Origin of the sequence: Mesorhizobium sp. M1312 (assembly GCF_040318115.1) — a bacterium.
In the GTDB taxonomy this organism is placed as follows: Bacteria; Pseudomonadota; Alphaproteobacteria; order Rhizobiales; family Rhizobiaceae; genus Mesorhizobium.
On sequence record NZ_JAMYLQ010000004.1, the window covers coordinates 151605 to 175981 of the forward strand.

Here is a 24377-nt window from a genome sequence, read left to right on the forward strand (position 1 = left end):
GTTCCCGAAGGAACGTTATCTGTGTAGTTTCAATGGCTTGCTGATTCGTTCGTGCGGGCGCCGGCATCTTCCCCATCGGAAGCTCTTTCCACAGTTTTGTGAAGGCAAGAGCGAGGCCGATCAGCCGATTTTTATGCTGCGGAAGATGGACGCGCGCGAAAAAGTGACGTCTTCGACACGTCTTTGTTGCCATGTCGGACCTAGCGGCGGCCGAAAAAGTAACCGGAATGGCGTTGGCTGAAGCGTTGCGCCGGGATGCCGCCAAGCTCGCCTAATGGAAACAGCTGCAGCAAGGGGCCGCTTTCTTGCAAGTCGTCAACCAGGGCAAATCGTCAGCCAAGGGCAAGTCATCAACCAAGGGATCAACCTGCACCAGCAGCAACGGGCACTGATTTTTCGTTAGCAACGCCAAGGTAACGGTGGAGTAGCGCCTATTCAGTTCGTTTTCTCCAGCTCGCCCCGCGCCTTGGCCGCCGCGACCTGCCGAATGGCGTCGGTGAGCGTGTCGGCGTCCTGCGCGCCCATCACCGCATACTTGCCCTCAAGCAGGAAGCACGGCACGCCCGTGATGCCCATACGCGAAGCGGTGGCGATTTCGGTGCGCACCGCCTCGACATCGGCGTCCGTCGGCAAAAGCGTCTCGACCACGGATGCATCCATGCCGGCCTCGCGGGCGGCGTTGATCAGCACGACATGATCGCCGAGATTGGCGCCTTCCTCGAAATTCAACTGGAACAGACGTCGCACCAGCCGATTCTGCATGACCTCTCCGGCGGCACCAGCCCAGCGGATGACGCGGTGCGCGTCCAGCGTATTGGGCGCGACCTTGATGGCGGCGAAGGCGAAGTTGATCCCCTCGGCTTCGCCCAGTGGCTCGATGCGGGCGTGGATCTCGCGGATGCGTTCGTCGCTGCCGAACTTGGCCACCAGGTATTCGCGGCGATCCTTGCCTTCGGGCGGGATGGTCGGGTCGAGCTGGAACGGCCGCCAGCGAATGTGCACCTCGACATCGGTTGCCGCGGCGATCGCCTTGTCGAGCCGCTTCTGGCCGATGAAGCACCAAGGGCAGACGACGTCGGAAACCACATCGACGGTAATCGACTTCTCGTCGCTCATCTTGATCTCCTGTTCCGAAGAGGTCACTTCGGCTTGCGCCACCATGTCGGCAGTCGATAGCCTGATATGGGCGTCTTTTGCGGATGTTCCAGGTAGCTCCAGTAGGCGAGCCATTGCTGCGTGTTGTGCTGCATCGGAACCATGTAGTTGCCGGAGATCAACAACCTGTCGAGGACCCGGACGGCGGCAACATAATCTTCGCGGCTGCGGGCGTCGAGCATCGCCTCTAGCGCGGCATCTATCGCCGGATCGGCGACGCCGGCAAGGTTGAATGACCCTTCGGCATTGGCGGCAGCTGATCCCCAGCGCCCGAGCTGCTCGATGCCCGGCGACAGCGAGTTCTCGAAGCCGCTGGTGCCGATCAGCACATCGAAATCGAAACGTTGCTTGCGCGACTGGATCTGGTCGCCATCAAGACTGCGCATTGTGACAGCGATGCCGATCTTCGCCAGCGTGCGCTGGTAGATGGCGGCAAGGCGCTCCTCGTTCTGCGAGGCGGTCAGGATCTCGAAGCCGAAGGGTTTCCCGTCGGGATCGAGCATCACTCCATCCTGCAAGGTGTAGCCCGCGCCCTTCAATATGTCGAAGGCAGCTTTCAGCACCTTGCGGTCCTGGCCCGAGCCGTCGGTGACGGGTGGCCGCCAGGTGCCGTCCATGACATCGGCTGGCACACGACCCGGGTATGGTGCCAGAAGCGCCTTTTCCCTGTCGTCGGCCGGATGGCCGAGCGCGGAAAGCTCGGAATTCTGCCAATAGCTCATGGTGCGCATGTACTTGCCGCCAAACAAGTTCTTGTTGGCCCATTCGAAGTCGTAGAGCATGCCGAGCGCGCGTCGAACGACCGGATTGGAAAACTTCTGCAGCCGTGTGTTGAACAGGAACCCCGTCACCACTGGCGGGATCCCGGTGTCGAACGTTTCGGCGATCACGTCGCCCTTGTGGAAGGCCGGGAAGTCGAGATCGCGCTCGCGCTTGACCGGATCGCTGTCGTCATCGATGGCGCAGATGCCTTTCTTGAAAGCCTCCAGCTTGGCGTTGGCATTGAGGAAATATTCGATGGTGACCTGGTCGTAATTGTCGAAACCGCGCTTGGCGGGAATGTCCTTGCCCCAATAATTTGGGTTGCGCTTGAACACGATGCGCTGGCCAGGCGCCACGTGCGCCACGGTGTACGGGCCGCTGCCGATCACAGGTTTTAGCGTGGTCCTGTCGAAGGTCTCCTTGTCGAAAGCGTGCTTCGGTACGATTGGCGTCATCGCGATAACCAACGGGGTCTCGCGGTTGGCCTTGTCATTGAATGTAAAGCGCACGCTGCGGTCGCCGATTTTTTCGAGTTTAGCGACCATGCTCATACGGGCGCTGTAGGGTGGCCGGCCTTTCTCGGTAAAGACGTCGTACGTGAACAGCACGTCTTCCGCAGTCACCGGTTGGCCATCCGACCACTTGGCGCTCGGATCGAGGTGGAATTCGATGCTCTTGCGCTCCGGATCCATGTCGGCAGTGTCGGCAAGCAGGCCATAAAGACTGAAGGCTTCATCGTCGTTGCGCTGCATCAATGGCTCGAAGACGAGATTGCCAAAGATCCTATCGATCATGCCGCGTGCCGTTGTGCGCAGGCTTTTCAGGATGAACGGGTTGAGATTGTCGAAGCTGCCGACGACGCAAAACGTGAAGCTGCCGCCCTACGGCGCATCGGCATAGACGGAGTGGAAATGCGTATAGACGGCCTGCAGCGCCGGATCCAGAATCATGGGGTTGGCGTGTTGGGGCTCCGACAGAGCTGGCTGAAGCGAAAGGGTGATAGACGAGATCGCGGCGATCAGCCAAACAAGAACGCGGCCCATGACCGTCTCCTTACTGGGTCGGCTTGATGATTCGGAGCGCACCCTAACATGAGCCGGCCGCCTCCCGGCCAATCGCGAGCTCAAGAATTGCGACTATCGGGCTGGATTCGGCACCGCTTGCAGTGTAACACGCCGTCCGAAGTCATTCTGTTGCCTCATTTCGGCAACAGTTAGCTGGACCACACGGCGCGAAGAAGCCGGTCCTGGGATCATTTGAGAGGAAGTGCACGATATGACGAGCCTGAACAGCAACGAGTACCGCCTGTCGGTCATGGCCGCTGGCGTGGTCGGCTTTCTGGGCGCACAACTTCCCACTGCTCTTGCGCAGCAGCAACAGCAGATTCCGCAGGGCTGGTTCAAAGCCTGCACCAAGCAGGAAGACGTCGACATCTGCAATGTCCAGAACATCACCACTGCCGGCAACGGCCAACTCGTCACCGGCGTCAGCCTGATCGAATTGAAGGGCAAGGTGAACCGCAAGGTGTTCCAGGTGACGGTTCCGACCGGCCGCCTGGTCCCTCCCGGCATTGGCCTGCAGATCGATGCCGGGAAGGCGCAGAAGCTCGATTATGTGATCTGCTTCCCTGACCGGTGTGTGGCGGAAGTGCCGCTGACCGACCAGCTCGTCGCCTCCTTTAAGAAGGGTTCGAACCTGACGCTCACCTCGGTCAATTTCCAGAACCAGCCGAACCCGATCAAGGTCGCGCTGACCGGCTTCAGCGGCGCCTTCGACGGGCCGCCGCTGCAGCAGTCGGACATCGAGGATCGGCAGAAGAAGCTTCAGGATTTCGTTGCCAAGAACAATCAGGACTTCGCCAAGAAGCTCAAGGAAGAGCAGGACAAGGCGAAGACCGCCAACTGATCGCCCCTCAGGCGCAATTTCTAAGGAAAAGCGGGGTCATGCCCCGCTTTTTTCGTTCCGGCCAGCCATTTCCTGATTCCGGTCAGGCCCGCAATCCCGTCAGGTCAATGTCTTGACTGGCGTCTCGGCTCGTAGCGCCCGTCCGGCCTCTTGTCGAACATCTCGCCGATCTCCGGATGCCGCACCGGTTCGCCAGACTGATCCTCGAGCAGGTTCTGCTCAGACACATAGGCGATGTATTCCGTTTCCGAATTCTCGGCGAGCAAGTGATAGAAGGGCTGGTCCTTGCGCGGCCGCACATCCGCGGGGATCGCCTCGTACCATTCGTCGGTGTTGGCGAATTGCGGGTCGACATCGAAAATGACGCCGCGGAACGGAAACAGCCGGTGTCGAACCACCTGTCCGATCGAGAATTTGGCTGTTTTCATCATCGTACTCACCACTAAGTCCTAGGAGTGCCGCGTCCTGAAATGCGCAAAGACTCTCTAAGGCTTTGAATTTACGCATTACGCTTCAAAAAATCGAGCCCGACTTAGGGCTGATACCTGGCCCTACTTCACGCAGACGCCGCATCAATTCAATGCCGCAGCGCTTGACGCCCCGTCAAGCTACGGGCAACCCGAGGGCCGTGCTACCGCTTGACTTGTTTTCTTAAGCCGCCGGCGAGCGCCGCAAAACCACTGCCGGGCCGCAGGCCCTCGCGCATGAAAAAGGCGCGAAGCGGCGCGAAGCCGCCGAGCACGCCGAGGCCGGCGCTGCGCGCCATCTGTGCCGGCAGCATGTCCGAGAGCAGCGACTTGTTGAGCAGATTGACCGCACTGCTGCGCGCCAGGATGTCGGGCCGGCGCTTGAAATCATAGGCTGCGAGTGCCTTGACGGCGCCCGGGTCAGCCCTGTTTTCGCAAGCAATTCCAACCAGATCATCGATATCCCTGATACCAAGGTTGAGACCTTGCGCGCCGATCGGCGGAAACACATGGGCGGCTTCGCCGACAAGCGCCACCCGGTTACGCGCGAAGCACCGGGGCGTCACGCCGGAAAGCGGGTAGATCTGCCGGCCGGGTTCGACAGAAACCCGGCCCAGCATCGATTGCATCCGCTGTTCGACCCGCATCGAAAACGTAGCATCGTCCAGTGCGGCGAGTTCTTTCGCCGTTTCCGGTTCTACTACCCAGACAAGGCTGGACCGGTTGCCGGGCAGGGGAACCTGGGTGAACGGACCGGTCTCGGTGTGGAATTCGGTCGAGGTGAAAGCGTGGTCGCTGCGGTGACCGAAATTGAGAATCAGTGCGGCCTGCGGATAGGACCGCGCGGATGTCGAGATGCCGGCAGCCTCGCGGGCCGGCGACAGACGGCCATCGGCAGCGACCGCCAGCGATGCTGCAACCTCGCTGCCGTCAGACAGGATCGCATGGGCATGATCGGCGTCGAGGCGCCAGGTCTCCACCATCGCTTTTCGCCATTCGATGCCGGAATGCGCGGCAACAGTCCCGGCAAGTGCGGGGTTGAGCGCGCTGTTGGGTAAGTTCAGCCCGAACTGCTCCTCGCCGATTTCGCTGGCACGAAAAATGACCACCGGGCTGCGGATCAGCCGGCTGGTTGCATCGACGATGCGCATCACCTTCAGCGGTGCGGCTTTGGACCTCACCTCATCGAGGACGCCCAACCGTTCTAGGATATTCAGGGCTGGGTTCATCAAGGCCGTCGTGCGGCCGTCTTGGCCATCTGCCTCAGGTCCGACGAGCGTCACGGGAAAGCCGGCATCCGCAAAACCAAGCGATGCGATCAGCCCTGCCGGGCCGCTGCCGGCAACCAGTATCCGTGCTGTCTCCCGATGGTCCAAATTCGGCTTCCCGGTTGCGATGCGAGGCGGGTCGGTCCGACCTGAATGACCTATAGGTCAGATCATGCAGCTTGATCAACGCGGCGATTCGGCCCATTCGATTGCCATGATCGCCGAAGACCATAATTTCAGTCATCTCGACCGTTTCGGCCGTGCCGCGGCGAGCGTCTCGCGCAATCCTCGACTGGCGGTGAACATCGTTTTGGGCGCAGGCGTCGTCCTGGCCTGGCTGCTTCTCGGCGCCATGGCGATTCGTGGCGCCGAAAGCCGGGTTCCGGGCATCGATGCACCCGGTGACACATTGCTCAGATATCTGCCGCAACTGCCGCTGCCGGATTTTCTTGAGCGCTTCTTCACCCTTTGTCTTGCACCTGCGCCGCTCGACGGGGGCATCGGCGCGCAGGCCGGAGCGCTCATCGTCATGTGGTTCCTGATGGCGGTCGCCACTATGCTGCCCTCGGCGGCGGCGATGATTCGCACCTATTGCGAGATCGCCGATACCGCGCGGATCAAGGCCGCACCGGTCGTCCATCCGCTGGTCCTGGTCGCCGGTTATCTCAGCGTGTGGTTGGCTGCGTCGGCAGCGTTCGCGGCGCTGACGCTCATCGTCCACGCCTCATCTGTGCAGATACTCGATCCGGTGGTCGGAGCGATCGGAGCAGCCGCGCTTTTGGTTGCCGGCCTCTACCAGTTCAGCGGCCTGAAGGAAGCCTGCCTGATGAAATGCAAAAACCCGTTCTCGATCCTGTTTTCGAACTGGAGCGCGCGGCCCGGCCGGATTTTCCGGCTCGGCATGGAACAGGGCCTCTGGTGCCTCGGCTGCTGCTGGGCGCTGATGCTGGTGATGTTCGCCGTCGGTGTGATGAACGTGTTCTGGATGGCGCTGATCGGCCTGTTCACCTTGATCGAAAAACAGGCGACGGGCAGGCTGCCAACCCGGATCGCCGGTGTGATACTGCTTGTCTGGGCAACCGCCCTGCTAGTAATCTCGGCATAGGGAGAGAATTCGATGGCAGATCAAGGCTGGGCAATGAAGGGAGAGCTGGTGCTCTCCTGCAATTGCACGGTTTTTTGCCCTTGCGTGCTGTCTCTCGGCAGTCATCCGCCGACCGAGGGCTATTGTCAGACCTGGGCGGGATTCCGCATCGATGCCGGCCATTTCGGCGAGGTCGACCTGTCCGGCCTCAACCTTGGGCTGGTCATGGAAATCCCCGGCTATATGAGCCGCGGCAACTGGACCGCCGGACTGTTCATCGACAAGCGCGCCTCAGTCTACGCGGTAAGGGCGCTGACCAAGATTTTCACCGGCAAGGCTGGCGGAACCACCTCGCTGCTCTCCATCCTGGTCGGAAAGTTCCTCGGCGTCGAGCAAGCTCCGATCACCTATGAGACACGTGACAGGACGCGGATCTTCCAGATACCGAAAATCATCGACGGAGCGGTGACGCCGATCCCCGGCAAGGACCGCGACAAGGATACGGTGATCAGCAATTCGGAGTACTGGATCGCACCGGAAATCATCGTCGCCAGGTCCGACAAGAGCAAGATGCGTGCCTTCGGCCGCAACTGGAATTTTGCCGGCCGCTCGGCCGAAATCTGCAAGCTGGACTGGCGGGGCCCGTGAGCAAAAAAACAACGGCCAGGAAAATCACTGACAGGATTCCGAGGCCAAAGAAGAAAGTCACATGGCCGCAGGCGCGCGCGTTTTCGGTCCATCTGCTAACCGCGTCGGGCTCGTTCCTGGCATTTCTGTCGCTGGTAGCTGCGAGCGAGCAGCGCTGGACGGCGATGTTCTGGTGGCTGGGGCTGGCGCTGTTCGTCGACGGTATCGACGGGCCGATCGCCAGGAAACTCGAGGTCAAGGAAATCCTGCCGACATGGTCGGGCGAACTCCTCGACAACATCATCGACTACGTAACTTACGTGCTGATACCGGCCTTCGCGCTTTACCAGCGCGGCTTCATGGGCGAGGGCCTGTCGTTCCTGTCGGCGGCAATCATCGTGGTGTCGAGCGCGATCTACTATGCCGATACCGGCATGAAGACCAAGGAAAATTTCTTCAAGGGGTTTCCGGTGGTCTGGAACATGGTGGTGTTCACGCTGTTCGTGATTGATCCCGGACAATGGGTTTCCTTCGCCGTGGTCGTGGTGGCCGGCATTCTGACCTTCGTGCCGATCAATTTCATCCACCCGGTGCGGGTGGTGCGGCTGCGCCCGATCAACCTTGGCATGACGCTGCTATGGTGCGCTTTCGGAGCGCTGGCGCTGGCGCAGGCAGCTCTTGCCGCCTTCTACGACCAGATCGGTGTCTTGGGTGAGCAGGTCAGTGTCTTCACCAAGATCGGCATCACGGTCACCGGACTTTACCTCGCGTGCATCGGCGGTATCATGCAGCTCTTTCCAACGCTCGGCGCCAAGCCGGACGACAATAAAGCTTGATCCCAAGAGAGCCAGAAAATGTCCAAAGCGATCCGTATCCACGCCAATGGCGGTCCGGAGGTTCTGACCTATGAGGACGCCGATCCGGGCCAACCCGGCTCGGGACAAATCCTGGTCAAGCACACGGCGATCGGCCTCAATTTCATCGACGTCTATCATCGCTCCGGCCTTTATCCGCCGCCGGGCGGTTTCCCGCTGATACCCGGCAGCGAGGCGGCCGGGGTGGTGTTGGAAGTGGGCGCGGATATCGACTGGCTGAAGCCGGGCGATCGCATCGCCTACGCCGTGACGACTGGCGCCTATGCCGAGCAGCGCGTGATCGCCGCCGATCGCGTGGTGAGGGTGCCGGACGGCATCAGCGACGAGCAGGCGGCCGCCATGATGCTGAAAGGGATGACGGCGGAGTATCTGCTGCGCCGTACCTTCAAGGTCAAGGCGGGCGACACGATCCTGTTTCATGCGGCGGCCGGGGGCGTCGGACTGATCCTGGGCCAATGGGCCAAGCACCTTGGCGCAACCGTGATCGGCACCGCCAGCTCCACCGACAAGATCGAACTCGCCAAGGCGCATGGCTTCGACCATGTCATCAACTACCGCGAGCAGGATTTCGTCGCCGGCGTCCTCGCCATCACCGGCGGCATGAAATGCGACGTCGTCTATGATTCGGTAGGCAACGACACCTTTCCGGCCTCGCTCGACTGCCTGAAGCCGCTCGGCATGTTCGCCAGCTTCGGTCAATCGTCGGGGCCGGTCCCGCCGTTCAGCATGTCGTTGCTGGCGCAGAAAGGTTCGCTGTTCGCAACCCGTCCGACGCTGTTTGTCTACAACGCCAAGCGCGAAGACCTGGAGGCGTCCGCCGCCGCGCTGTTCGAAATCGTGCTCAGCGGCGCGGTCGAGATCAAGATCAATCAGCGTTACGCGCTCGAGGACGCCGGCAAGGCGCATTCCGACCTTGAAGGCCGCAGGACGACCGGGACAACCATTCTTATCCCCTGAGCCTTGCTATCCCTTAGAGCGACGTGCGTCCACTGGACGCACAAAAGTACGCTCTAACATTTTGAATCTACGCATCGTGCTTTCCGAAAATCGATTTCGATTTTCGGGCCGATGCGTTAGGTTTCCGCTGAAATTCTTGAAGCTCTTTCAAGACGGGTGCCGCTTTGCGATGACAGCAGGCCGCGCATACGATGCCTGCGGGAACACAGAATATAATCTGGCAAACCAGATGGGAGGCACTGTGAGTGCAAATCAGGACGACGCAAACCTGCTTGAGGTCCGTGGCCTCACCAAGACGTTCGGCACGCTGACAGCCTGCGACTATATCGATCTCAACGTCGCAAAAGGCGAAATCCACGCGTTGCTCGGTGAGAACGGCGCCGGCAAGTCGACGCTCGTTAAAATGCTGTTCGGAACACTGGAGCCCAATTCGGGCGAGATTTTCTGGAACGGTCAGGCGGTCACGATCACTAATCCCGGCTTTGCGAAGAAGCTCGGCATCGGCATGGTGTTCCAGCATTTTTCGCTGTTCGAGGCACTGACGGCGGCCGAGAACATCGCGCTGTCGCTCGACGACGGTTCGCCGATCAGCACGATTGCCGCGAAGGCGAGGGCGCTTTCCTACAGCTACGGCTTGCCGCTCGACCCGCAATCGCTGGTCGGCGACCTGTCGGTCGGTGAGCGCCAGCGTATAGAGATTATCCGCTGCCTTCTACAGACGCCGCAGCTCATCATTCTCGACGAGCCGACTTCGGTGCTGACGCCGCAGGAAGCCGACAAGCTGTTCGAGACGCTCGAACGGTTGCGCTCGGAAGGCAAGTCCATCCTCTACATTTCGCACCGCCTGGAAGAGGTCAAGCGCATCTGTGACCGCGCTACCGTGCTGCGCCACGGCAAGGTGGTTGGCCATTGCAACCCGCGCAAGGAAACCGCGGCATCGCTGGCACGCATGATGGTCGGCAACGACGTTCAGGCGGTGGTGCGCGAACCTGCCCTGGGTATCGAGACCGCGCAGCCGCTGCTTGAAATCCGCGCACTCAGCCGCAGGCCGGCAACGCCGTTCTCGATCCCGCTCAGGAATATCAACCTGACGGTACGCGCCGGCGAAGTGATCGGCATTGCAGGCGTTGCCGGCAACGGCCAGGGCGAGTTCTTCGAATCCGTTTCCGGCGAGGTGCCGCAGCAGGATGCCGCATCGGTGCGCATCCGCGGCAAGGATGCCGGCGGCCTCAGCATCACCGGCAGGCGGCTGATGGGCGCTGCCTTCGTGCCGGAAGAGCGGCTCGGCCACGGTGCAGCACCCCGCATGAAGCTTTCGGAAAACCTGCTTCTGTCGCGCCATGCCACCGACCGCAAGGTGTTTGTCGGCGCCGGCGGAATGGTCAAAAGCGATGCGATCTATGCCGCTGCCCAGCGCATCATCAAGTCGATGGATGTGCGCAAGAGCGCCCCGGACCCGGAGGCGGCAGCGCTTTCAGGCGGCAATCTGCAGAAGTTCATTGTTGGCCGCGAACTCGACCGTAGGCCAAGCGTCATGGTCGTCAATCAGCCGACATGGGGCGTCGACGCCGGTGCGGCCGCCCACATTCGCCAGACGCTGATCGAATTGGCGCGCAGCGGCTCCGCAGTGCTGGTCATCAGTCAGGATCTCGACGAATTGTTCGAGATATCCGACGCCATCGCGGTGATGCACAATGGCGAATTATCGAAGCCTTTGCCAATCGCTGAGGCCACATTCGAAAAGATCGGACTGCTGATGGGCGGGGCCGAGCCCGGCCACGCCGAACACGCTCTGGAGACGTCATGATGCGCCTCGAACTCGTCAAACGGCCACAGCGCTCAATGCTGTTTTCGGCGCTGTCCCCCTTCATTGCCTTTGCGCTGACGATCGTTGCCGGCGCCATCCTGTTCGCACTGCTTGGCGTCAATCCTTTGAAGGCGTTCCAAATTTACTTCCTCGAGCCGGTCAGTCAGGTCTGGCAGCTGCATGAGCTGGCGATCAAGGCGGCACCGCTCATCTTGATCGGGGTCGGCCTGTCGGTTTGCTACAGGGCCAACATCTGGAACATCGGCGCGGAAGGCCAATTCATCCTGGGCGGCATCGTCGGCTCGAGCATTCCGGTGCTGTTTCCGCAGTTTGAAGGGCCGCTGGTGCTGCCGCTGATGCTGCTGTTCGGCATGGTCGGCGGTGCCGCCTATGCCACCATTCCCGCCGTGCTCAAGACGCGCTTCAACACCAACGAGATCCTGACCAGCCTGATGCTGGTCTATGTCGCGCAGCTGTTCCTCGACTGGCTGGTGCGTGGGCCGTGGCGCGATCCGAAGGGTTTCAATTTCCCGCAGACGATACAGTTCAACGATTCGGCCATATTGCCGGAACTGATGCCGGCTTCCGGCCGTGCCAATTGGGGTTTCGTCTTCGCGCTGGTCGCGGCGGTGCTGGTCTGGGTCCTGATGAGCCGCATGCTGAAAGGTTTTGAGGTTCGCGTGCTCGGCTCAAGCCCCAGGGCAGGGCGCTTCGCCGGCTTCGGTATCAACCGGATGGTGTTCTTCGCCTTCATGCTGTCGGGTGCACTGGCCGGGCTTGCCGGCATCTCGGAAGTCTCCGGAGCCATCGGCCAGCTGCAGCCGGTGATCTCGCCCGGCTACGGCTTTGCCGCCATCATCGTGGCGTTCCTCGGCCGGCTCAATCCGCTCGGCATCGTCGCTGCGGGCCTGGTGCTGGCGCTGACCTATCTCGGCGGCGAAGCGGTGCAAAGCGCGCTCGGCATCTCCGACAAGGTGGCGCGCGTGTTCCAGGGCATGCTCCTGTTCTTCGTGCTCGGCTGCGACACGCTCATTCACTACCGCATTCGTCTGATCGGCTTTGCCGCGCCGAAGCTTGAATCCGCGCCGAAGCTGGAGGAGGCCCGCTGATGGACATCACCGTCAACATTCTTTTGACCATCGCAACCGCGGCGACGCCGTTGCTGATCGCGGCGATCGGCGAGCTGGTGGTCGAACGTTCCGGCGTGCTCAATCTCGGTGTCGAAGGCATGATGATCATGGGGGCGGTCGGCGGTTTCGGCGCCGGCTATCTCACCGGATCGCCGTGGATCGGGTTGTTGGCGGCGATCGCCTTGGGTGCGGTGTTTTCGCTGCTCTTCGCCGTCATGACGCTGTCGCTGGCCACCAACCAGGTGGCGACCGGCCTGTCGCTGACGTTGCTCGGCCTCGGACTTTCCGGCATGATGGGCACCAGCTTTGTCGGCCAGCCCGGCGCGAGGCTGCCAAACCTCGACATTCCCGGCCTGACAGCGATCCCCGTCATCGGCAGGTTGTTGTTCGGCCAGGACCCGATCTTCTACATCTCGATCGCATTGACCGCCGCTGTCATGTGGTTCCTGTTCAAAACCCGCACCGGGCTCACGCTGCGCTCGATCGGCGACAGCCACACATCGGCCCATGCCCTTGGCATCCAGGTCATCCGCTACCGCTACCTGGCAGTGATTTTCGGCGGCGCCTGTGCAGGCCTTGCCGGGGGCCACCTGTCGCTGGTGTACACGCCGCAATGGGTGGAGAACATGACCGCCGGGCGGGGCTGGATCGCGCTGGCGCTGGTCGTGTTCGCGTCGTGGCGGCCATGGCGGGTGCTGGCTGGCGCCTATATCTTCGGCGCGGTATGGATCGGCCAGCTTCATGCACAGGCTTTTGGTATTCCGGTTCCCTCGCAACTGCTTTCTTCATTGCCCTATCTGGCAACCATCGTGGTTCTCGTTCTAATCTCGCGCAACAAGCGTTTGACGATGATGAACACACCGGCTTCCTTGGGGCAGCCATTCGTTCCGGATCGTTGACAATAAAAACAAACGGGAAGCTCCAAGGCTTAACTCAGAGAGGTAACACGATGAAAAAACTGCTTATTGCGCTGGTAGCTACGGCGGCAGCATTGTCGGCGGCGGCGACCGCCGAAGCGCAGGAAAAGCTGAAAGCCTGTTGGGTCTATACCGGCCCGATCGGCGATTTCGGCTATTCGTACCAGCATGACCAGGGCCGCCTGGATGTAGAGAAGGCACTCGGCGACAAGGTCGAGACCGCTTATCTGGAGAACGTCTCCGAGGGTCCCGATGCCGATCGTGCCTTCGAGCGCCTGGCGCGCGAAGGATGCAAGATCATTTTCGGCACGTCCTTCGGCTTCATGGATCCCGAAGTGAAGGTCGCCAAGAAGTTCCCCGACGTGATGTTCGAACACGCGACCGGCTACAAGACGGCCGAAAATCTCGGCATCTACAACGCACGTTTCTACGAAGGCCGCTACATCCTCGGCCAGATCGCCGCCAAGCAATCGAAGTCGGGCGTCGCCGGCTACATCGTTTCGTTCCCGATTCCCGAAGTGGTGATGGGCATCAATTCCTTCATGCTCGGCGCCCAGTCGATCAAGCCAGATTTCAAGGCGAAGATCGTCTGGGTCAATTCATGGTTCGACCCGGGCAAGGAAGCCGATGCCGCCAAGGCTCTGTTCGACCAGGGTGCCGACATCATCGTCCAGCACACCGACTCGACCGCTCCTCTGCAAGTCGCCGAAGAGCGCGGACTGCAGGGCTTCGGCCAGTCTTCGGACATGATCAAGTTCGCTCCCAAGGCGCAATTGACCTCGATCGTCGACGATTGGGGGCCGTACTATGTCAGCCGGGTGAAGGCTGCGCTCGACGGCACCTGGAAGCCTGGCAATGTCTGGCTGGGCATCAAGGACGGCGCCGTTAAGATGGCCCCTTACACCAACATGCCCGATGACGTGAAGGCGATGGCGGAAGCCACCGAGAAGAAGATCGTCGAAGGATGGAACCCGTTCACCGGGCCGATTGCCAAGCAGGACGGCACGCCATGGCTGAAGGAAGGCGAGGTCGCCGACGACGCTACGCTGCTCGGCATGAACTTCTACGTCAAGGGCGTCGACGACAAGCTGCCGCAGTAAGCGCAGACGGGGCCAATCATGAGAGGGAAGGGCGCCGCATGGCGCCCTTTTCGCTTAGCGCATGACCCCGAAATCGGGATCGATTTCGGAAAGACTCATGCGCAAAATCAAAGTGCTACAGCGTTCTTTGCGCGTCTAAAATGACGCGTGGTGCGGTAGAGCGAGATACGATCAGACCGCCGAGCCGTAGAGATCGTAGGCGTCGGCACGGTCGATCTTGACGGTGACGATGTCGCCGGCGCGCAACGGGCGCCGCGACTCGATATGCACCGAGCCGTCGATTTCGGGTGCGTCGTATTTGGTGCGGCCCCTCGCCGAGGTACCATGCGCCTCGTCGATCAGGACGGGCAGGCGCTTGCCGACCTTCCTTGCGAGCTGCGTCGCCGAGATCTTCTGCTGGCGCTGCATGAAGCGGTGCCAGCGCGCTTCCTTGATCTCCTGCGGTACCTGTTCGAGGCCGAGATCATTGGAGCGGGCGCCCCTGACCGGCTCGTATTTGAAACAGCCGGCGCGATCGATCTTGGCTTCGTCCAGCCAGTCGAGCAGCATCTCGAAATCATCGTCTGTCTCGCCGGGGAAGCCGACGATGAAGGTGGAGCGGATCGCCAGATCCGGACAGATTTCGCGCCAGCCGCGAATGCGGTCGAGCGTCTTTTCGCCATGGGCGGGCCGGCGCATGTTCTTCAGCACCTGCGGCGAGGCGTGCTGGAACGGGATGTCCAGATAGGGAAGGATCTTTCCTTCGGCCATCAGCGGGATGACATCGGCGACATGCGGGTAGGGGTAGACATAGTGCATGCGTACCCAAACGCCGAGCTTGCCGAGTTCCTCCGACAGATCGAGGAATTTCGCCCGCACTTCGCGATCGCCGAACATGCTGGTCTGGTATTTGATGTCGATGCCGTAGGCGCTGGTGTCCTGCGAAATGACCAGGATTTCCTTGACGCCGGCCTTGGCCAGTTTCTCGGCTTCGCGCAAAACGTCGGCCGCCGGCCGCGAGACGAGGTCGCCGCGCAGCGCCGGGATGATACAGAAGGTGCAGCGGTTGTTGCAGCCTTCCGAAATCTTGAGATAGGCATAGTGGCGCGGCGTGAGCTTGACGCCTTGCGGCGGCAACAGGTCGACATAGGGATCGTGGCTCGGGGGCGCGGCCTCATGCACCGCAGCCATCACGCTCTCGTAGGCCTGCGGACCGGTGATGGCGAGAACGTTGGGATGTTTTTCGCGGATGACGTCCGGTTCGGCGCCGAGGCAACCGGTGACGATGACCCTGCCGTTCTCCGAAAGGGCGGAGCCGATGGCATTGAGCGATTCATCGCGAGCCGAATCGAGGAAGCCGCAGGTGTTGACGACGACCAGATCGGCGCCGTCATGCTTGCGCGCGATCTCGTAGCCTTCGGCGCGAAGGCGCGTGATGATGCGCTCTGAATCCACGAGGGCTTTCGGGCATCCAAGGCTGACGAAACTGACGCGAGGGGCAGACATGTGCGGTTTCCAATGGACGCGGGCCGGAAACCCTAAGGCCCGGCCCGGAAGTCTCGATACATGTTGATCTTTTGAACTTTCGCAGAAGCTCAATTGCACGGCGCAATAGCATAGTTCCGCAATCAAGCAAACCGAGGAATGGCTTAGTGCCGCTCGGCGGGCCTGCACTGCCAAGGGTCAGGTTCAATGACCGCCCGGTCCGAACCAGGGCGCCAGGAACGCAAACTGTTCGGGGAACTGCTGTACGGCACCATCCAGAAGCATCTTCACGGCGACGTAGAGAATGATCACCAGGCCGATATAGGCAATCCAGCGGTACTTATGCAGGAGGCGTGCGACAAACGAAGCGGCGAAGCCCATCAGCGCGATCGACAGCGCCAAGCCGATGATCAGGACCGTCGGATGGTCCATCGCCGCGCCTGCGACTGCAAGGACGTTATCGAGAGACATCGAAACGTCGGCAATGACGATCTGCCAGGCTGCCTGAGCGAAGGTCTTGCGCGGTCCCTTGCCGCCAATCGTCCCGCTTTTGTCGTAATCGACATTCGACAGCGATTCTGTCGCGTCATGTTCCTGCTCGTGGCTGACACGGAGTTCGCGCCACATCTTCCAGCACACCCAAAGCAGCAGCAGGCCGCCGGCTATGAGAAGAATGGGGCCGATGGTGAGGAGCCACTGGGTGATCAGAGCGAAGAAGATGCGAAGCACGGTGGCCGCTGCAATGCCGACGAGAATCGCCTTCTTACGCTGGTCCGAAGGCAGGCCTGCCGCGGCAAGGCCGATGACGATGGCATTGTCGCCGGCAAGCACAAGGTCGATGGCGATGACCTGGAGCAGGGCGGAGAAGCCTGCGGCGGTAAAAATTTCCTCCAACGGGAAGTTCCTTGCTTGTTTGCCGACCGTCGGCGTCGAGTATTCGGACGCGTAACGTGTATGGTTCCCGCGCGTCAAGAGACGGCTTGAGAACAAGGCCGGCAAACCGCCTGATCGCGGTGGAAATCGCCGAGAGCCGGTGAAAGCTGCGATGATCGAGACATGTTGGCGCATGACCCGGAAAACCGGAATCGGTCCGAAAAGGATCACGACCCATGGCACCATTAGCTAGACCGCCCGCTCACAGTGCAGGCCTAAACGAGGGTTGAAGAGCGAAGGATAGGGTTGAAGCGCGCCGCCACCGCAATAGTTTCGGGACCGAAGAGTACGATGCCTGCGAAAATGTTCCCTCACGGGAGAGGCTCGTGACGTCTGACGACAACAAACCCGTCCTTTCCGGGGCGATCGGGGAGTACCGCGAGTTCGGTCCTCCGGCCGCACTCGATGGGCTACGAGCTCGCGGTGTGGTCGGATAAGTGAAGAGGTGAGGGGGCGCCGAGCCGAGCCCGGCGCCTCTTTCCGAATGGTTTGGGCGGGCCATCGGGACTAATGCCGCTCCTAGCGCCAGCAGCGAATATTGAACTGACTCGGCGAGCCACCAAAGTCCGATTGCGCGGCTGGCTGTCCCTGCACTGAACCACCTTAAGGTGCCGGCGCTGCTGTTTAAGCGATGTAACAATTATTGTCCGACGGCATAGCACCCGCATCGTATAGGGCTGGCCTGAGGACCATCGCATACCGCACCGCGCATGACGGAACCGACACGAACGACAGTTCGGCAAAGACTGTATGCTTTTTTGATCGCTGGCCTGGGCGGGCTGGCCCCATCGGCAATCTCGTTTTCGATGACGCTCTACGAAGCTGCCCATCCGCCAAAGGTGCCTGTCGTGCAAGCAGGCCCGCAGATCGATACCGGTCGCTGGTTTGTAACCTTGCGAAGGGCACGTGTCGGAACGGTGCCGCCGACAGGCGTTCCGCCATCGCGGCCCGTGCAGCTTATGATGGTGGATCTGGATGTGGTGAACCGTTCCGCCACTCCAAACAACGTGCTCTATGGCGTCGTCACGCTCAGGGCGCCGGGGCAAAAGCTGCCGATGCCAACGGTTTATCTGGATCGCGACAAGTCTCTGGCAGGATATTTCAACCCCAATATGCCGGAACGCACGACGATGGCCTGGCGAAATTCGAAACCTTGGGTCTCACATCGGGCGAGTGGCTGAGCCGCAGCGGGGTCCGTCATGTCCTGACCGACCGCGTGCCGGCGACGATCGAAATGATGCCGGGCGATGTCTACCAGCCCGGCCTGCCACGCCGTATCCTCCTGGTGTTCGAAGTGCCGGAGGATGCTGTCGCTGGCGGGACCGTCGTGGTCGCACGCACAAAATTGCTGCCGCTCGACGACGAGGTCCGCATCGCCACCGACGTTTCCGGCAAAGACATCGAGCCCGCGATCACCATCCGCCGCAACGAAGAAAGGCCGCCATGGACAGTTCTCCCGCAAAGGTGACGTCAACGCGGCGAGGCTACTGGCTGAGCATGATGGCGCTGGTGGTCGCACTGCCTGCCGCGCTAGCCGCGCAAACGTGGGGAAGCATCAATGGCTGGCGCTCCCAACATTTGCGTCAGCCGGTATCTGCGACCTTGGGGCAACCGATCGATTATGCCGGCGCTAGCTGGACCGTGACGCGCCTCACCAGACTCGCAGGCAGCGCGGGAAGCGCCGTCGTCCTTGCCGAATTCGAAGCTCTCGCTGCTGACCCGAAAGCGCTCGGCTCCGTTCCATGCGAGGTGCGGCTTTCCGATGGCAGCGGTCGCGAATGGCGGCCAACCCTATTTGCCGATCCGGCGGTCAGGAAGCAATATTCGAAGGCCCAGCAGCGCTCCCTGTGAGGCGGCATGGCATTCGCGGCGACGGAACCCGGCAAACCGGCACCGATGGCCGCCAGCTTTTCGATCCCGCCTGCGGCGAGCAGCCTCACGCTATCGATCGCCCTCTACTCGGCGCTGCCGAATTATCTCAGCGTCAGCGAGCCGCGGACCTGACGCCACTCGCTTCACGAGCCATGGCGACCGTGGTCTCGAGCACGGCTGCAAGCAGCGCGACCCGGACCGCGTCGAGCAGGATTCCTCCGTCGAGTTCGCTTGGGCTGCCGATGAACAGGCCGATGGCATCGGCGAAGATCGCCAGGTCCCGAGATCATGCGCTCCGAAAGTTGCGTCGGAATTGATGGTTGCTTTAAAGTCCTTTGCCAGTCTGCGATTACGGTCAATCCATGCAAAAAAGCGTTCGACGGCACGGAACCAAAGCACTCGATCTGTCAGACATGAGCTATGACCGAAAATGGGTGATGGGCATGGTGAGCGACTTTCAAAACAGGCTCTTAACCGCAAAGCAGGGTTGAGTTATTGCAACGCCCTTGCGCGGCCAATAGCTTGTGCTTTTCGAAGATCGCTAGCTTCTGCGGATACGTGATCCGCACCTTGGCGTTGCACCCGTCGCATCTGAAGTGCGCGATCGTTCTCAACGCAGAGCCCTTCCTTACCGCCGGATGCGAGCAATCCGGACAGTCGAATGTGAAGACAACATCACATAAGTCTTCGGCTAAACCCATTTCCATCTCCTTCGCCAGCGCTGTGGCTACACTCTGGCGAGACTCAATGGGCAATTAAGATGCCAATCCGGCTGTGCCAAAGCGGGACTAGAACTATTCGCCTCGTAACGCCGCCAAACTAGTGCGCTTTCTCTGTGCCCTTTGAGCGACGACCGGACTGCCTCCAGAAATTCGCGCTCACTCCGGCTATCACCACGGCCGCGGGGACACATTCGATCCCAATGCGCGAATGTATGATCATCGGGGACATGACGAAGGCGCTGTGGTTGGCGGCGTCATATCTGGAGGCGACGAAGCCGGATTAGTTGCACGGCCGAGAGCACTGGGCACCGCTCTTGTTCCCAAGCTTATAGGGGCAGGTTCAGAAGCGAAAGCAACCCGTGCGCGGAATTGCACGTAGGTATGCTGTTATTGTAGATCATCCAGCAATATCAATGGCATCTGGCGGAGGGAGTGGGATTCGAACCCACGGTGGGCTTGCACCCACGCCGGTTTTCAAGACCGGTGCCTTAAACCGCTCGGCCATCCCTCCATCGTGTTCAACCACTTGGATGCTCGTCCTGATCTCCAACTCGTACCGGTAGACGCTGCTTGCGCCTAGAGATCGTCCGCGCCTCAATGCTCTAGTGCGCCTAGCGAAGTCCTGTCAACCGGCCGCGGCCCGTTCGTGCCAGCGTCAGGGCATCGACGCTTGACGGCGAGACTGAAGCAAGGCGAACAGCGAGCGCCGAGGGTCGAAAAGCGGGTGATTTTTCACAGCGATCGCCGCGACGGTTTGTGCCACAATCTCGCCCGGTTCCGACCACAATCGGTTAATACGGTGATAAACAATTCCTGTGCACAAGGGATTGCGAATCAAGGTGGCGCAGGCATTTGTCGAGTGGGTTTTGGCCCTGCCGACGGTCAAGTTGCGGTGCCTTTGTTGAGAGGGGACAATCGAAAAATGCAAAGCACGGCGCGCCCGCGTCTTCGTCGCGCTTCCGCTTTCGCGTTGTTTGCCTTGTCGGCTGCCTTGCTGGCGGCTTGCGCCGCGCCGCCACAGCCGAAGGCGATGGTCAACAAGAAACCCCGCTCCAAGGAATATTTTTCCGAATCCGAATACGGCGTGAAGGCCAGCCCGCGCGTCACCTTCAAAATGTCGGGCCTGCAGCGTGGCGGCGGACGCGACCAGCTCGGCAAGCCCTATCAGGTGCGCGGCAAGTGGTATTATCCGAAGGAAGACAAGCGCTATGCCAAGATGGGTCTCGCCTCCTGGTATGGCGAAGCCTTCCACGGCAGGCTGACCGCCAACGGCGAAGTCTACGACATGACACATTTGACCGGCGCGCATCCGACAATGCCGCTGCCGAGCTATGCGCGCGTCACCAATCTGAAGACCGGCAGCTCGGTCATCGTGCGCGTCAACGATCGCGGCCCTTACCATGACGGGCGCATCATCGATGTGTCGAAGCGCGCCGCCGAAATGCTCGACTATGCCAATATCGGCACGGCCAAGGTGAAGGTCGAATATGTCGGCCGGGCGCCGCTTGACGGCAATGACGACCGGTACCTGATGGCCTCTTACCATCCCGGCAACAGGGCGCCGGATCCGTCGGACGGCCTGCCCACCGGTGTCATGATCGCCATGAACGGACCGTCGCCGAGCACGGCGTTGGCCGCTGCCGCTCCCTTTCCCGGTCAGTTGACGAATTCCGCATCAGCACAGCCTGTCGCGGCGGCGCAGACGCCGGCCGCTGGCAGTGTGACGCTGCCCGATTTCGGGCCGATCGTGCCGGAACGCCCGCAGATCGGTCTGCCGCCGCAATCGCCATTCAACGTAGCGACGCTGTCTTACGCGAACGAACGCGTGCAGCGCGCCTCCAATGTCTTTGCCGCGCTGGATGATGCCGGCATGTCGCCCGCCGAAATCCTTCAATCGTGGAAGCGGCAAGTTCCTTCGGCCGCTTCGCCCACGGACTATATCGCGGCGGGCTCGTTCGAGGATGCCGCCGAGGCGCAGCGTGTGGCAGCCCAGCTTTCCGGCTTCGGCAAGACCGAAATCCAGCGCTCCGAATTCGAGGGCAAGGACTGGTATTCGGTCAATCTCTATCCGGACGGCCATGGCAGCCTGGATGAGATGCTGCAGGCGGCATGGTCGCATGGCGCACCGGACGCGCTCGTGGTTCGGAACTGACCGGCAAAACCTGAAGTTTTGCCCAGTTGTCCATCGCGCGGTTGATCGGCCAGGACAAAGCCTGATAGAGCTTGCCCAGAAATACCGGCTGACAGGTCGAACTTCTCATGAAATTTCGCTTCGCCGCGCCTCTCGCCGGGCTTCTGGGTTTTGGCCTCCTGCTGCTTTCGCTGGCTCCGGCCGCGGCGCAGCTTTTCGAGATCAAGGCCGCGCAGGCATTCATGATCGATGCCGAAACCGGAACGGTGTTGTTTTCCAAGGATGCCGACAGGCCGATTCAGCCGGCCTCGCTGGCCAAGCTGATGACGATGGAGGTGGTGTTCAACGCCATCAAATCCGGGCGCGTGACGCTCGACGATACGTTCGTGGTGAGTGAGAACGCATGGCGCACGGGCGGGGCGCCATCCGGAACGTCGACAATGTTCGCCAAGCTGAAGTCAACGATCCGGCTTGAAGACCTGATCCAGGGCGTGACGGTTCAGGCGGCCAATGACGGCTGCATCATCATCGCCGAAGGTTTTGCAGGATCGGAGGCGAATTTCGCGACTGAGATGACCGAGCGCGCAAGGCAGATTGGCCTCGAGAAATCGACATTCGTCAATTCAACCGGTCTGCCGGCCGACGGCCAGCAGACGACGGTTCGAGAGCTTGCGCTTCTGGCCCTGCATATCTGGCGCTCGTATCCGGACCTCTATCGCTATTACGGCCAGAAGGATTTCACCTGGAACAAGATCACCCAGAGAAACCGCAACCCGCTGCTGGCGATGGATATCGGTGCCGACGGCCTGGCGATCGGCAGGAGCGAGGCATCCGGGTTTGGCGTCGTCGGGTCGATCAGCCACAGTGGCAGGCGGGTCATTGCGGCGATGAGCGGCCTGGCAAGCGACCGCGAGCGCGCCGACGAAGCGCGAAAGCTGCTCGACTGGGGCCTTCGTTCCTTCCAGAAGACCGAGATTTTCGCCAAGGACGAGGTGGTCGGCGAGGCGCAGGTTTTCGGCGGTGCGAAATCCGGTGTGGCGCTGAAGGCAAAAGCGCCCGTGGTCATCTTCCTGCCCATCGCCAACCGCGACAAGCTGACCGCCAAGATCGTCTATGACGGGCCGGTTGCAGCCCCCGTGGAGGAGGGACAACCAGTGGGTGCGCTGCGGGTCTGGATCGGTGATACGCTGAGCCAGGAGACGCCGCTTTTCGCTGCCGAATCGGTTGGCGTCGGCTCGCTGCCGCAACGCGCGCTCGATGCCGCCAAGGAACTGGCCGTCGGCTGGCTGCGTTAATGCATGTCGCCCAAAGTGCGCGGCGGTTTTGGGTAACGACATGCGTGAAAAGGGTCTAGAGCGCGTAGGATATCTTCAGACGCGACGCGCTGTGGCACCACGGCGTGGACCTTTTCTCAAGTCAGGACTATTACGGTCCCGCAGCATGGATAAGGGCTTTGGCATACGGATTTTTCATCACCTTCGAAGGGGGAGAAGGGGCAGGCAAGTCGACGCAGATCGAACGGCTGGCCAGTAAGATGCGTGCCAAGAAATACGATGTCCTTGTCACGCGTGAGCCGGGCGGCTCGCCGGGCGCGGAGGCGGTGAGGCATGTGCTGCTTTCAGGCGCTGCCGAGCCATTCGGCCCCAGGATGGAGGCGCTGCTTTTCGCCGCTGCGCGTTCCGACCATGTCGAGCAGGTCATCCGGCCGGCGGTCGAACGCGGCTCGATCGTGCTTTGTGATCGCTTCATGGACTCCTCGCGGGTCTACCAGGGCGTCACCGGCGGCCTCGACCCGGTGTTCATGGGCGCGCTGGAAAAGGTCGCCATCAACGGCATGGTGCCCGACATGACGCTGATCTTCGATATCGACCCGGCCGAAGGACTGCGGCGCGCCACGGCACGGCGGGGCACTGATGCCGGCGCCGACCGCTTCGAAAAGGAAACGCTTGATATCCATCAGCGCCGCCGCGAAGCTTTTCTGGCGATCGCCGCGGCGGAGCCCGAGCGCTGCATTGTCGTTGACGCCTCCGCCGACCCCGACACCGTGGAGAATGTCGTCACCGCTGCCGTGTTCGCGGCGCTGGAGACAATGACGCCGGCGCACAGGAAGCAGGCGCCGGGATGATTTTCGAACGGATCGCGCCAGAACAGCACGACACGCTCGACGGCGTACCGGAGCCGTCCGAGACCCCGCGTCTGGTCGGGCATGGCCAAGCGGCGAACATGCTGGCGTCAGCCTATCGTTCCGGGAAGCTGCCGCATGCACTGATCTTTGTCGGGCCGGTTGGCATCGGCAAGGCGACGCTCGCCTTCCATCTGGCGCATCATCTGCTGAAGCATCCCGCATTCGAACAGGCGCCGGCCGTTCTCGCCGTTCCTGATCCGGCGTCATCGCTGTTTCGCCAGATCGCCACCGGCGCACATCCTTCGGTGCTGCATCTGACCCGCCCGCCGAACGACAAGACGAAGAGCTTCAAGACGGTCGTGACCGTTGACGAGATCCGCAAGGTCAGCCGCTTCCTGTCGCTGACCTCGCATGACGGCAGCTACCGGGTGGTGATCGTCGATCCGGCCGATGACATGAATACCAATGCGGCCAACGCCTTGTTGAAGAATCTTGAAGAACCACCGGCACGCACACTGTTCATCCTCATCGTCCATGCGCCGGGCAGCCTGCTGCCGACGATCCGCTCGCGCTGCCAGATGGTGCGGCTGACGCCGCTCGATTCCGAGAGCCTGATGACGGTTCTGGAGAGCGTCGAACCACCGCCACCGGACGATCCCGCGGCGCGCGCAGCACTGGCCAAGCGGGCAGCGGGCAGCGCGCGCACCGCAATCCTGTTGACCCAGTATGGCGGGCTGGAAATCGCCGAGACGCTCGACGCCCTGGCGACGGCGGGAAAGAGCGATGTTGCCGGCGCCTATCGCCTCGCGGAGGCCGTCGCCGGGCGCGACCAGGCGATCCAGTTCGATATCTTCAATCGCCGTGCGCTCGACCTGCTCTCGACCGGTGCAAGCCAGGCCGCGCTGGCGGGCGATCTGGCGCGGGCCAAAACGCTGTCGGATACTTGGCACGAGGCTTTGAACGCTATATCTGAAACCGACACCTACAATCTCGACAAGAAGCAGCATGCCTTGACCATGATCGACCGCCTGAATTCTGCAATGCGAATGTGACGGCCCATCGGGATGGCAATCGCC

Annotated in this window: 22 protein-coding genes, 1 tRNA gene and 2 pseudogenes; 17 read left to right on the forward strand and 8 right to left on the reverse strand. The window is 61.3% G+C overall.

The features are described from left to right. Positions 1–435 precede the first annotated feature (435 nt). Positions 436–1116 (reverse strand): DsbA family oxidoreductase, encoded by a 681-nt coding sequence (locus NKH36_RS07705; RefSeq protein ID WP_352961000.1) that lies wholly within the window; start codon positions 1114–1116, stop codon positions 436–438. 23 nt (positions 1117–1139) lie between these two features. Continuing rightward, positions 1140–2960: pseudogene (locus NKH36_RS07710) on the reverse strand (extracellular solute-binding protein). Positions 2961–3192: 232 nt separating this feature from the next. Here NKH36_RS07710 and NKH36_RS07715 point away from each other — a divergent pair. Beyond that, complete coding sequence (locus NKH36_RS07715; protein WP_352960668.1) at positions 3193–3822, forward strand: invasion associated locus B family protein; 630 nt, start codon at positions 3193–3195, stop codon at positions 3820–3822. A 104-nt stretch (positions 3823–3926) separates the two neighbouring features. Here NKH36_RS07715 and hspQ read toward each other — a convergent pair whose 3' ends face one another. Both hspQ and NKH36_RS07725 read right to left on the reverse strand, forming a co-directional pair. Further along, positions 3927–4250, reverse strand: a complete 324-nt coding sequence (gene hspQ, locus NKH36_RS07720) for a heat shock protein HspQ (RefSeq protein WP_352960671.1) — start codon at positions 4248–4250, stop codon at positions 3927–3929. Between the two features lie 203 nt (positions 4251–4453). Next, positions 4454–5665 carry a UbiH/UbiF family hydroxylase gene (locus tag NKH36_RS07725; protein WP_352960667.1) on the reverse strand — a complete coding sequence of 404 codons (1212 nt, stop codon included), beginning with the start codon at positions 5663–5665 and terminating at the stop codon, positions 4454–4456. Positions 5666–5729: 64 nt separating this feature from the next. On the opposite strand from NKH36_RS07725, the gene NKH36_RS07730 reads away from it, so the two are divergent. From NKH36_RS07730 to NKH36_RS07765, 8 genes are all read left to right on the forward strand, one after another. Next, positions 5730–6662: a DUF2182 domain-containing protein gene (locus tag NKH36_RS07730; protein ID WP_352960666.1), complete on the forward strand. Its 933-nt coding sequence runs from the start codon at positions 5730–5732 to the stop codon at positions 6660–6662. 12 nt (positions 6663–6674) lie between these two features. Next, a complete protein-coding gene (locus NKH36_RS07735) occupies positions 6675–7289 on the forward strand; it encodes a DUF1326 domain-containing protein (protein WP_352960664.1) in 615 nt (204 codons plus the stop codon). Positions 7290–7324: 35 nt separating this feature from the next. Beyond that, positions 7325–8104, forward strand: a complete 780-nt coding sequence (gene pcsA, locus NKH36_RS07740; RefSeq protein ID WP_473594253.1) for a phosphatidylcholine synthase — start codon at positions 7325–7327, stop codon at positions 8102–8104. Positions 8105–8122: 18 nt separating this feature from the next. After that, entirely contained in the window at positions 8123–9100 is a 978-nt protein-coding gene (locus NKH36_RS07745) for a quinone oxidoreductase family protein (RefSeq protein ID WP_352960660.1), read from the forward strand. 229 nt (positions 9101–9329) lie between these two features. Continuing rightward, on the forward strand, positions 9330–10907 hold the full coding sequence (locus NKH36_RS07750) for an ABC transporter ATP-binding protein (RefSeq protein ID WP_352960658.1): 1578 nt from the start codon (positions 9330–9332) through the stop codon (positions 10905–10907). Then, entirely contained in the window at positions 10904–12016 is a 1113-nt protein-coding gene (locus NKH36_RS07755; RefSeq protein ID WP_352960656.1) for an ABC transporter permease, read from the forward strand. The genes NKH36_RS07750 and NKH36_RS07755 overlap by 4 nt, the downstream gene beginning before the upstream one ends. Continuing rightward, on the forward strand, positions 12016–12936 hold the full coding sequence (locus NKH36_RS07760; RefSeq protein ID WP_029352466.1) for an ABC transporter permease: 921 nt from the start codon (positions 12016–12018) through the stop codon (positions 12934–12936). The genes NKH36_RS07755 and NKH36_RS07760 overlap by 1 nt, the downstream gene beginning before the upstream one ends. Positions 12937–12986: 50 nt before the next feature. After that, positions 12987–14054, forward strand: a complete 1068-nt coding sequence (locus tag NKH36_RS07765) for a BMP family ABC transporter substrate-binding protein (RefSeq protein ID WP_352960654.1) — start codon at positions 12987–12989, stop codon at positions 14052–14054. A gap of 171 nt (positions 14055–14225) precedes the next feature. Here NKH36_RS07765 and rimO read toward each other — a convergent pair whose 3' ends face one another. Continuing rightward, positions 14226–15539: a 30S ribosomal protein S12 methylthiotransferase RimO gene (gene rimO / locus NKH36_RS07770; protein ID WP_352960652.1), complete on the reverse strand. Its 1314-nt coding sequence runs from the start codon at positions 15537–15539 to the stop codon at positions 14226–14228. 183 nt (positions 15540–15722) lie between these two features. Further along, complete coding sequence (locus NKH36_RS07775; RefSeq protein ID WP_352960650.1) at positions 15723–16412, reverse strand: TerC family protein; 690 nt, start codon at positions 16410–16412, stop codon at positions 15723–15725. Positions 16413–17257: 845 nt separating this feature from the next. Between NKH36_RS07775 and NKH36_RS07780 the strand changes: the two genes are divergently transcribed. From NKH36_RS07780 to NKH36_RS07795, 4 genes are read left to right on the forward strand one after another with little or no spacing between them, the layout of a single operon-like run. Beyond that, positions 17258–17632 (forward strand): hypothetical protein, encoded by a 375-nt coding sequence (locus tag NKH36_RS07780; RefSeq protein ID WP_352960648.1) that lies wholly within the window; start codon positions 17258–17260, stop codon positions 17630–17632. Further along, the gene (locus NKH36_RS07785; RefSeq protein ID WP_352960646.1) at positions 17605–17919 is read left to right on the forward strand and encodes a hypothetical protein; all 315 of its coding nucleotides are present in this window, start codon (positions 17605–17607) and stop codon (positions 17917–17919) included. Before NKH36_RS07780 ends, NKH36_RS07785 begins: the two co-directional genes overlap by 28 nt. Next, positions 17895–18302: a hypothetical protein gene (locus tag NKH36_RS07790; protein ID WP_352960644.1), complete on the forward strand. Its 408-nt coding sequence runs from the start codon at positions 17895–17897 to the stop codon at positions 18300–18302. The genes NKH36_RS07785 and NKH36_RS07790 overlap by 25 nt, the downstream gene beginning before the upstream one ends. A gap of 6 nt (positions 18303–18308) precedes the next feature. After that, entirely contained in the window at positions 18309–18455 is a 147-nt protein-coding gene (locus tag NKH36_RS07795) for a hypothetical protein (RefSeq protein ID WP_352960642.1), read from the forward strand. A gap of 165 nt (positions 18456–18620) precedes the next feature. On the opposite strand, the pseudogene NKH36_RS34800 reads toward NKH36_RS07795, so the two are convergent. Both NKH36_RS34800 and NKH36_RS07800 read right to left on the reverse strand, forming a co-directional pair. Further along, positions 18621–18704 (reverse strand): annotated as a pseudogene (locus tag NKH36_RS34800) (IS5/IS1182 family transposase); the annotation flags it as partial. Between the two features lie 762 nt (positions 18705–19466). Beyond that, positions 19467–19556: transfer RNA gene (locus NKH36_RS07800), tRNA-Ser, on the reverse strand. Between the two features lie 411 nt (positions 19557–19967). Here NKH36_RS07800 and NKH36_RS07805 point away from each other — a divergent pair. The 4 genes from NKH36_RS07805 to NKH36_RS07820 all read left to right on the forward strand — a co-directional run bounded on the left by NKH36_RS07805 (position 19968) and on the right by NKH36_RS07820 (position 24353). Beyond that, positions 19968–21197, forward strand: coding sequence for a septal ring lytic transglycosylase RlpA family protein (locus NKH36_RS07805; RefSeq protein WP_352960640.1), 1230 nt, complete (start codon positions 19968–19970; stop codon positions 21195–21197). Between the two features lie 107 nt (positions 21198–21304). Continuing rightward, positions 21305–22471, forward strand: coding sequence for a D-alanyl-D-alanine carboxypeptidase family protein (locus NKH36_RS07810; RefSeq protein WP_352960638.1), 1167 nt, complete (start codon positions 21305–21307; stop codon positions 22469–22471). 158 nt (positions 22472–22629) lie between these two features. Continuing rightward, the gene (gene tmk, locus NKH36_RS07815; RefSeq protein ID WP_192356600.1) at positions 22630–23301 is read left to right on the forward strand and encodes a dTMP kinase; all 672 of its coding nucleotides are present in this window, start codon (positions 22630–22632) and stop codon (positions 23299–23301) included. Beyond that, positions 23298–24353 carry a DNA polymerase III subunit delta' gene (locus NKH36_RS07820; protein WP_352960636.1) on the forward strand — a complete coding sequence of 352 codons (1056 nt, stop codon included), beginning with the start codon at positions 23298–23300 and terminating at the stop codon, positions 24351–24353. Before tmk ends, NKH36_RS07820 begins: the two co-directional genes overlap by 4 nt. The last annotated feature ends 24 nt before the right edge of the window (positions 24354–24377 follow it).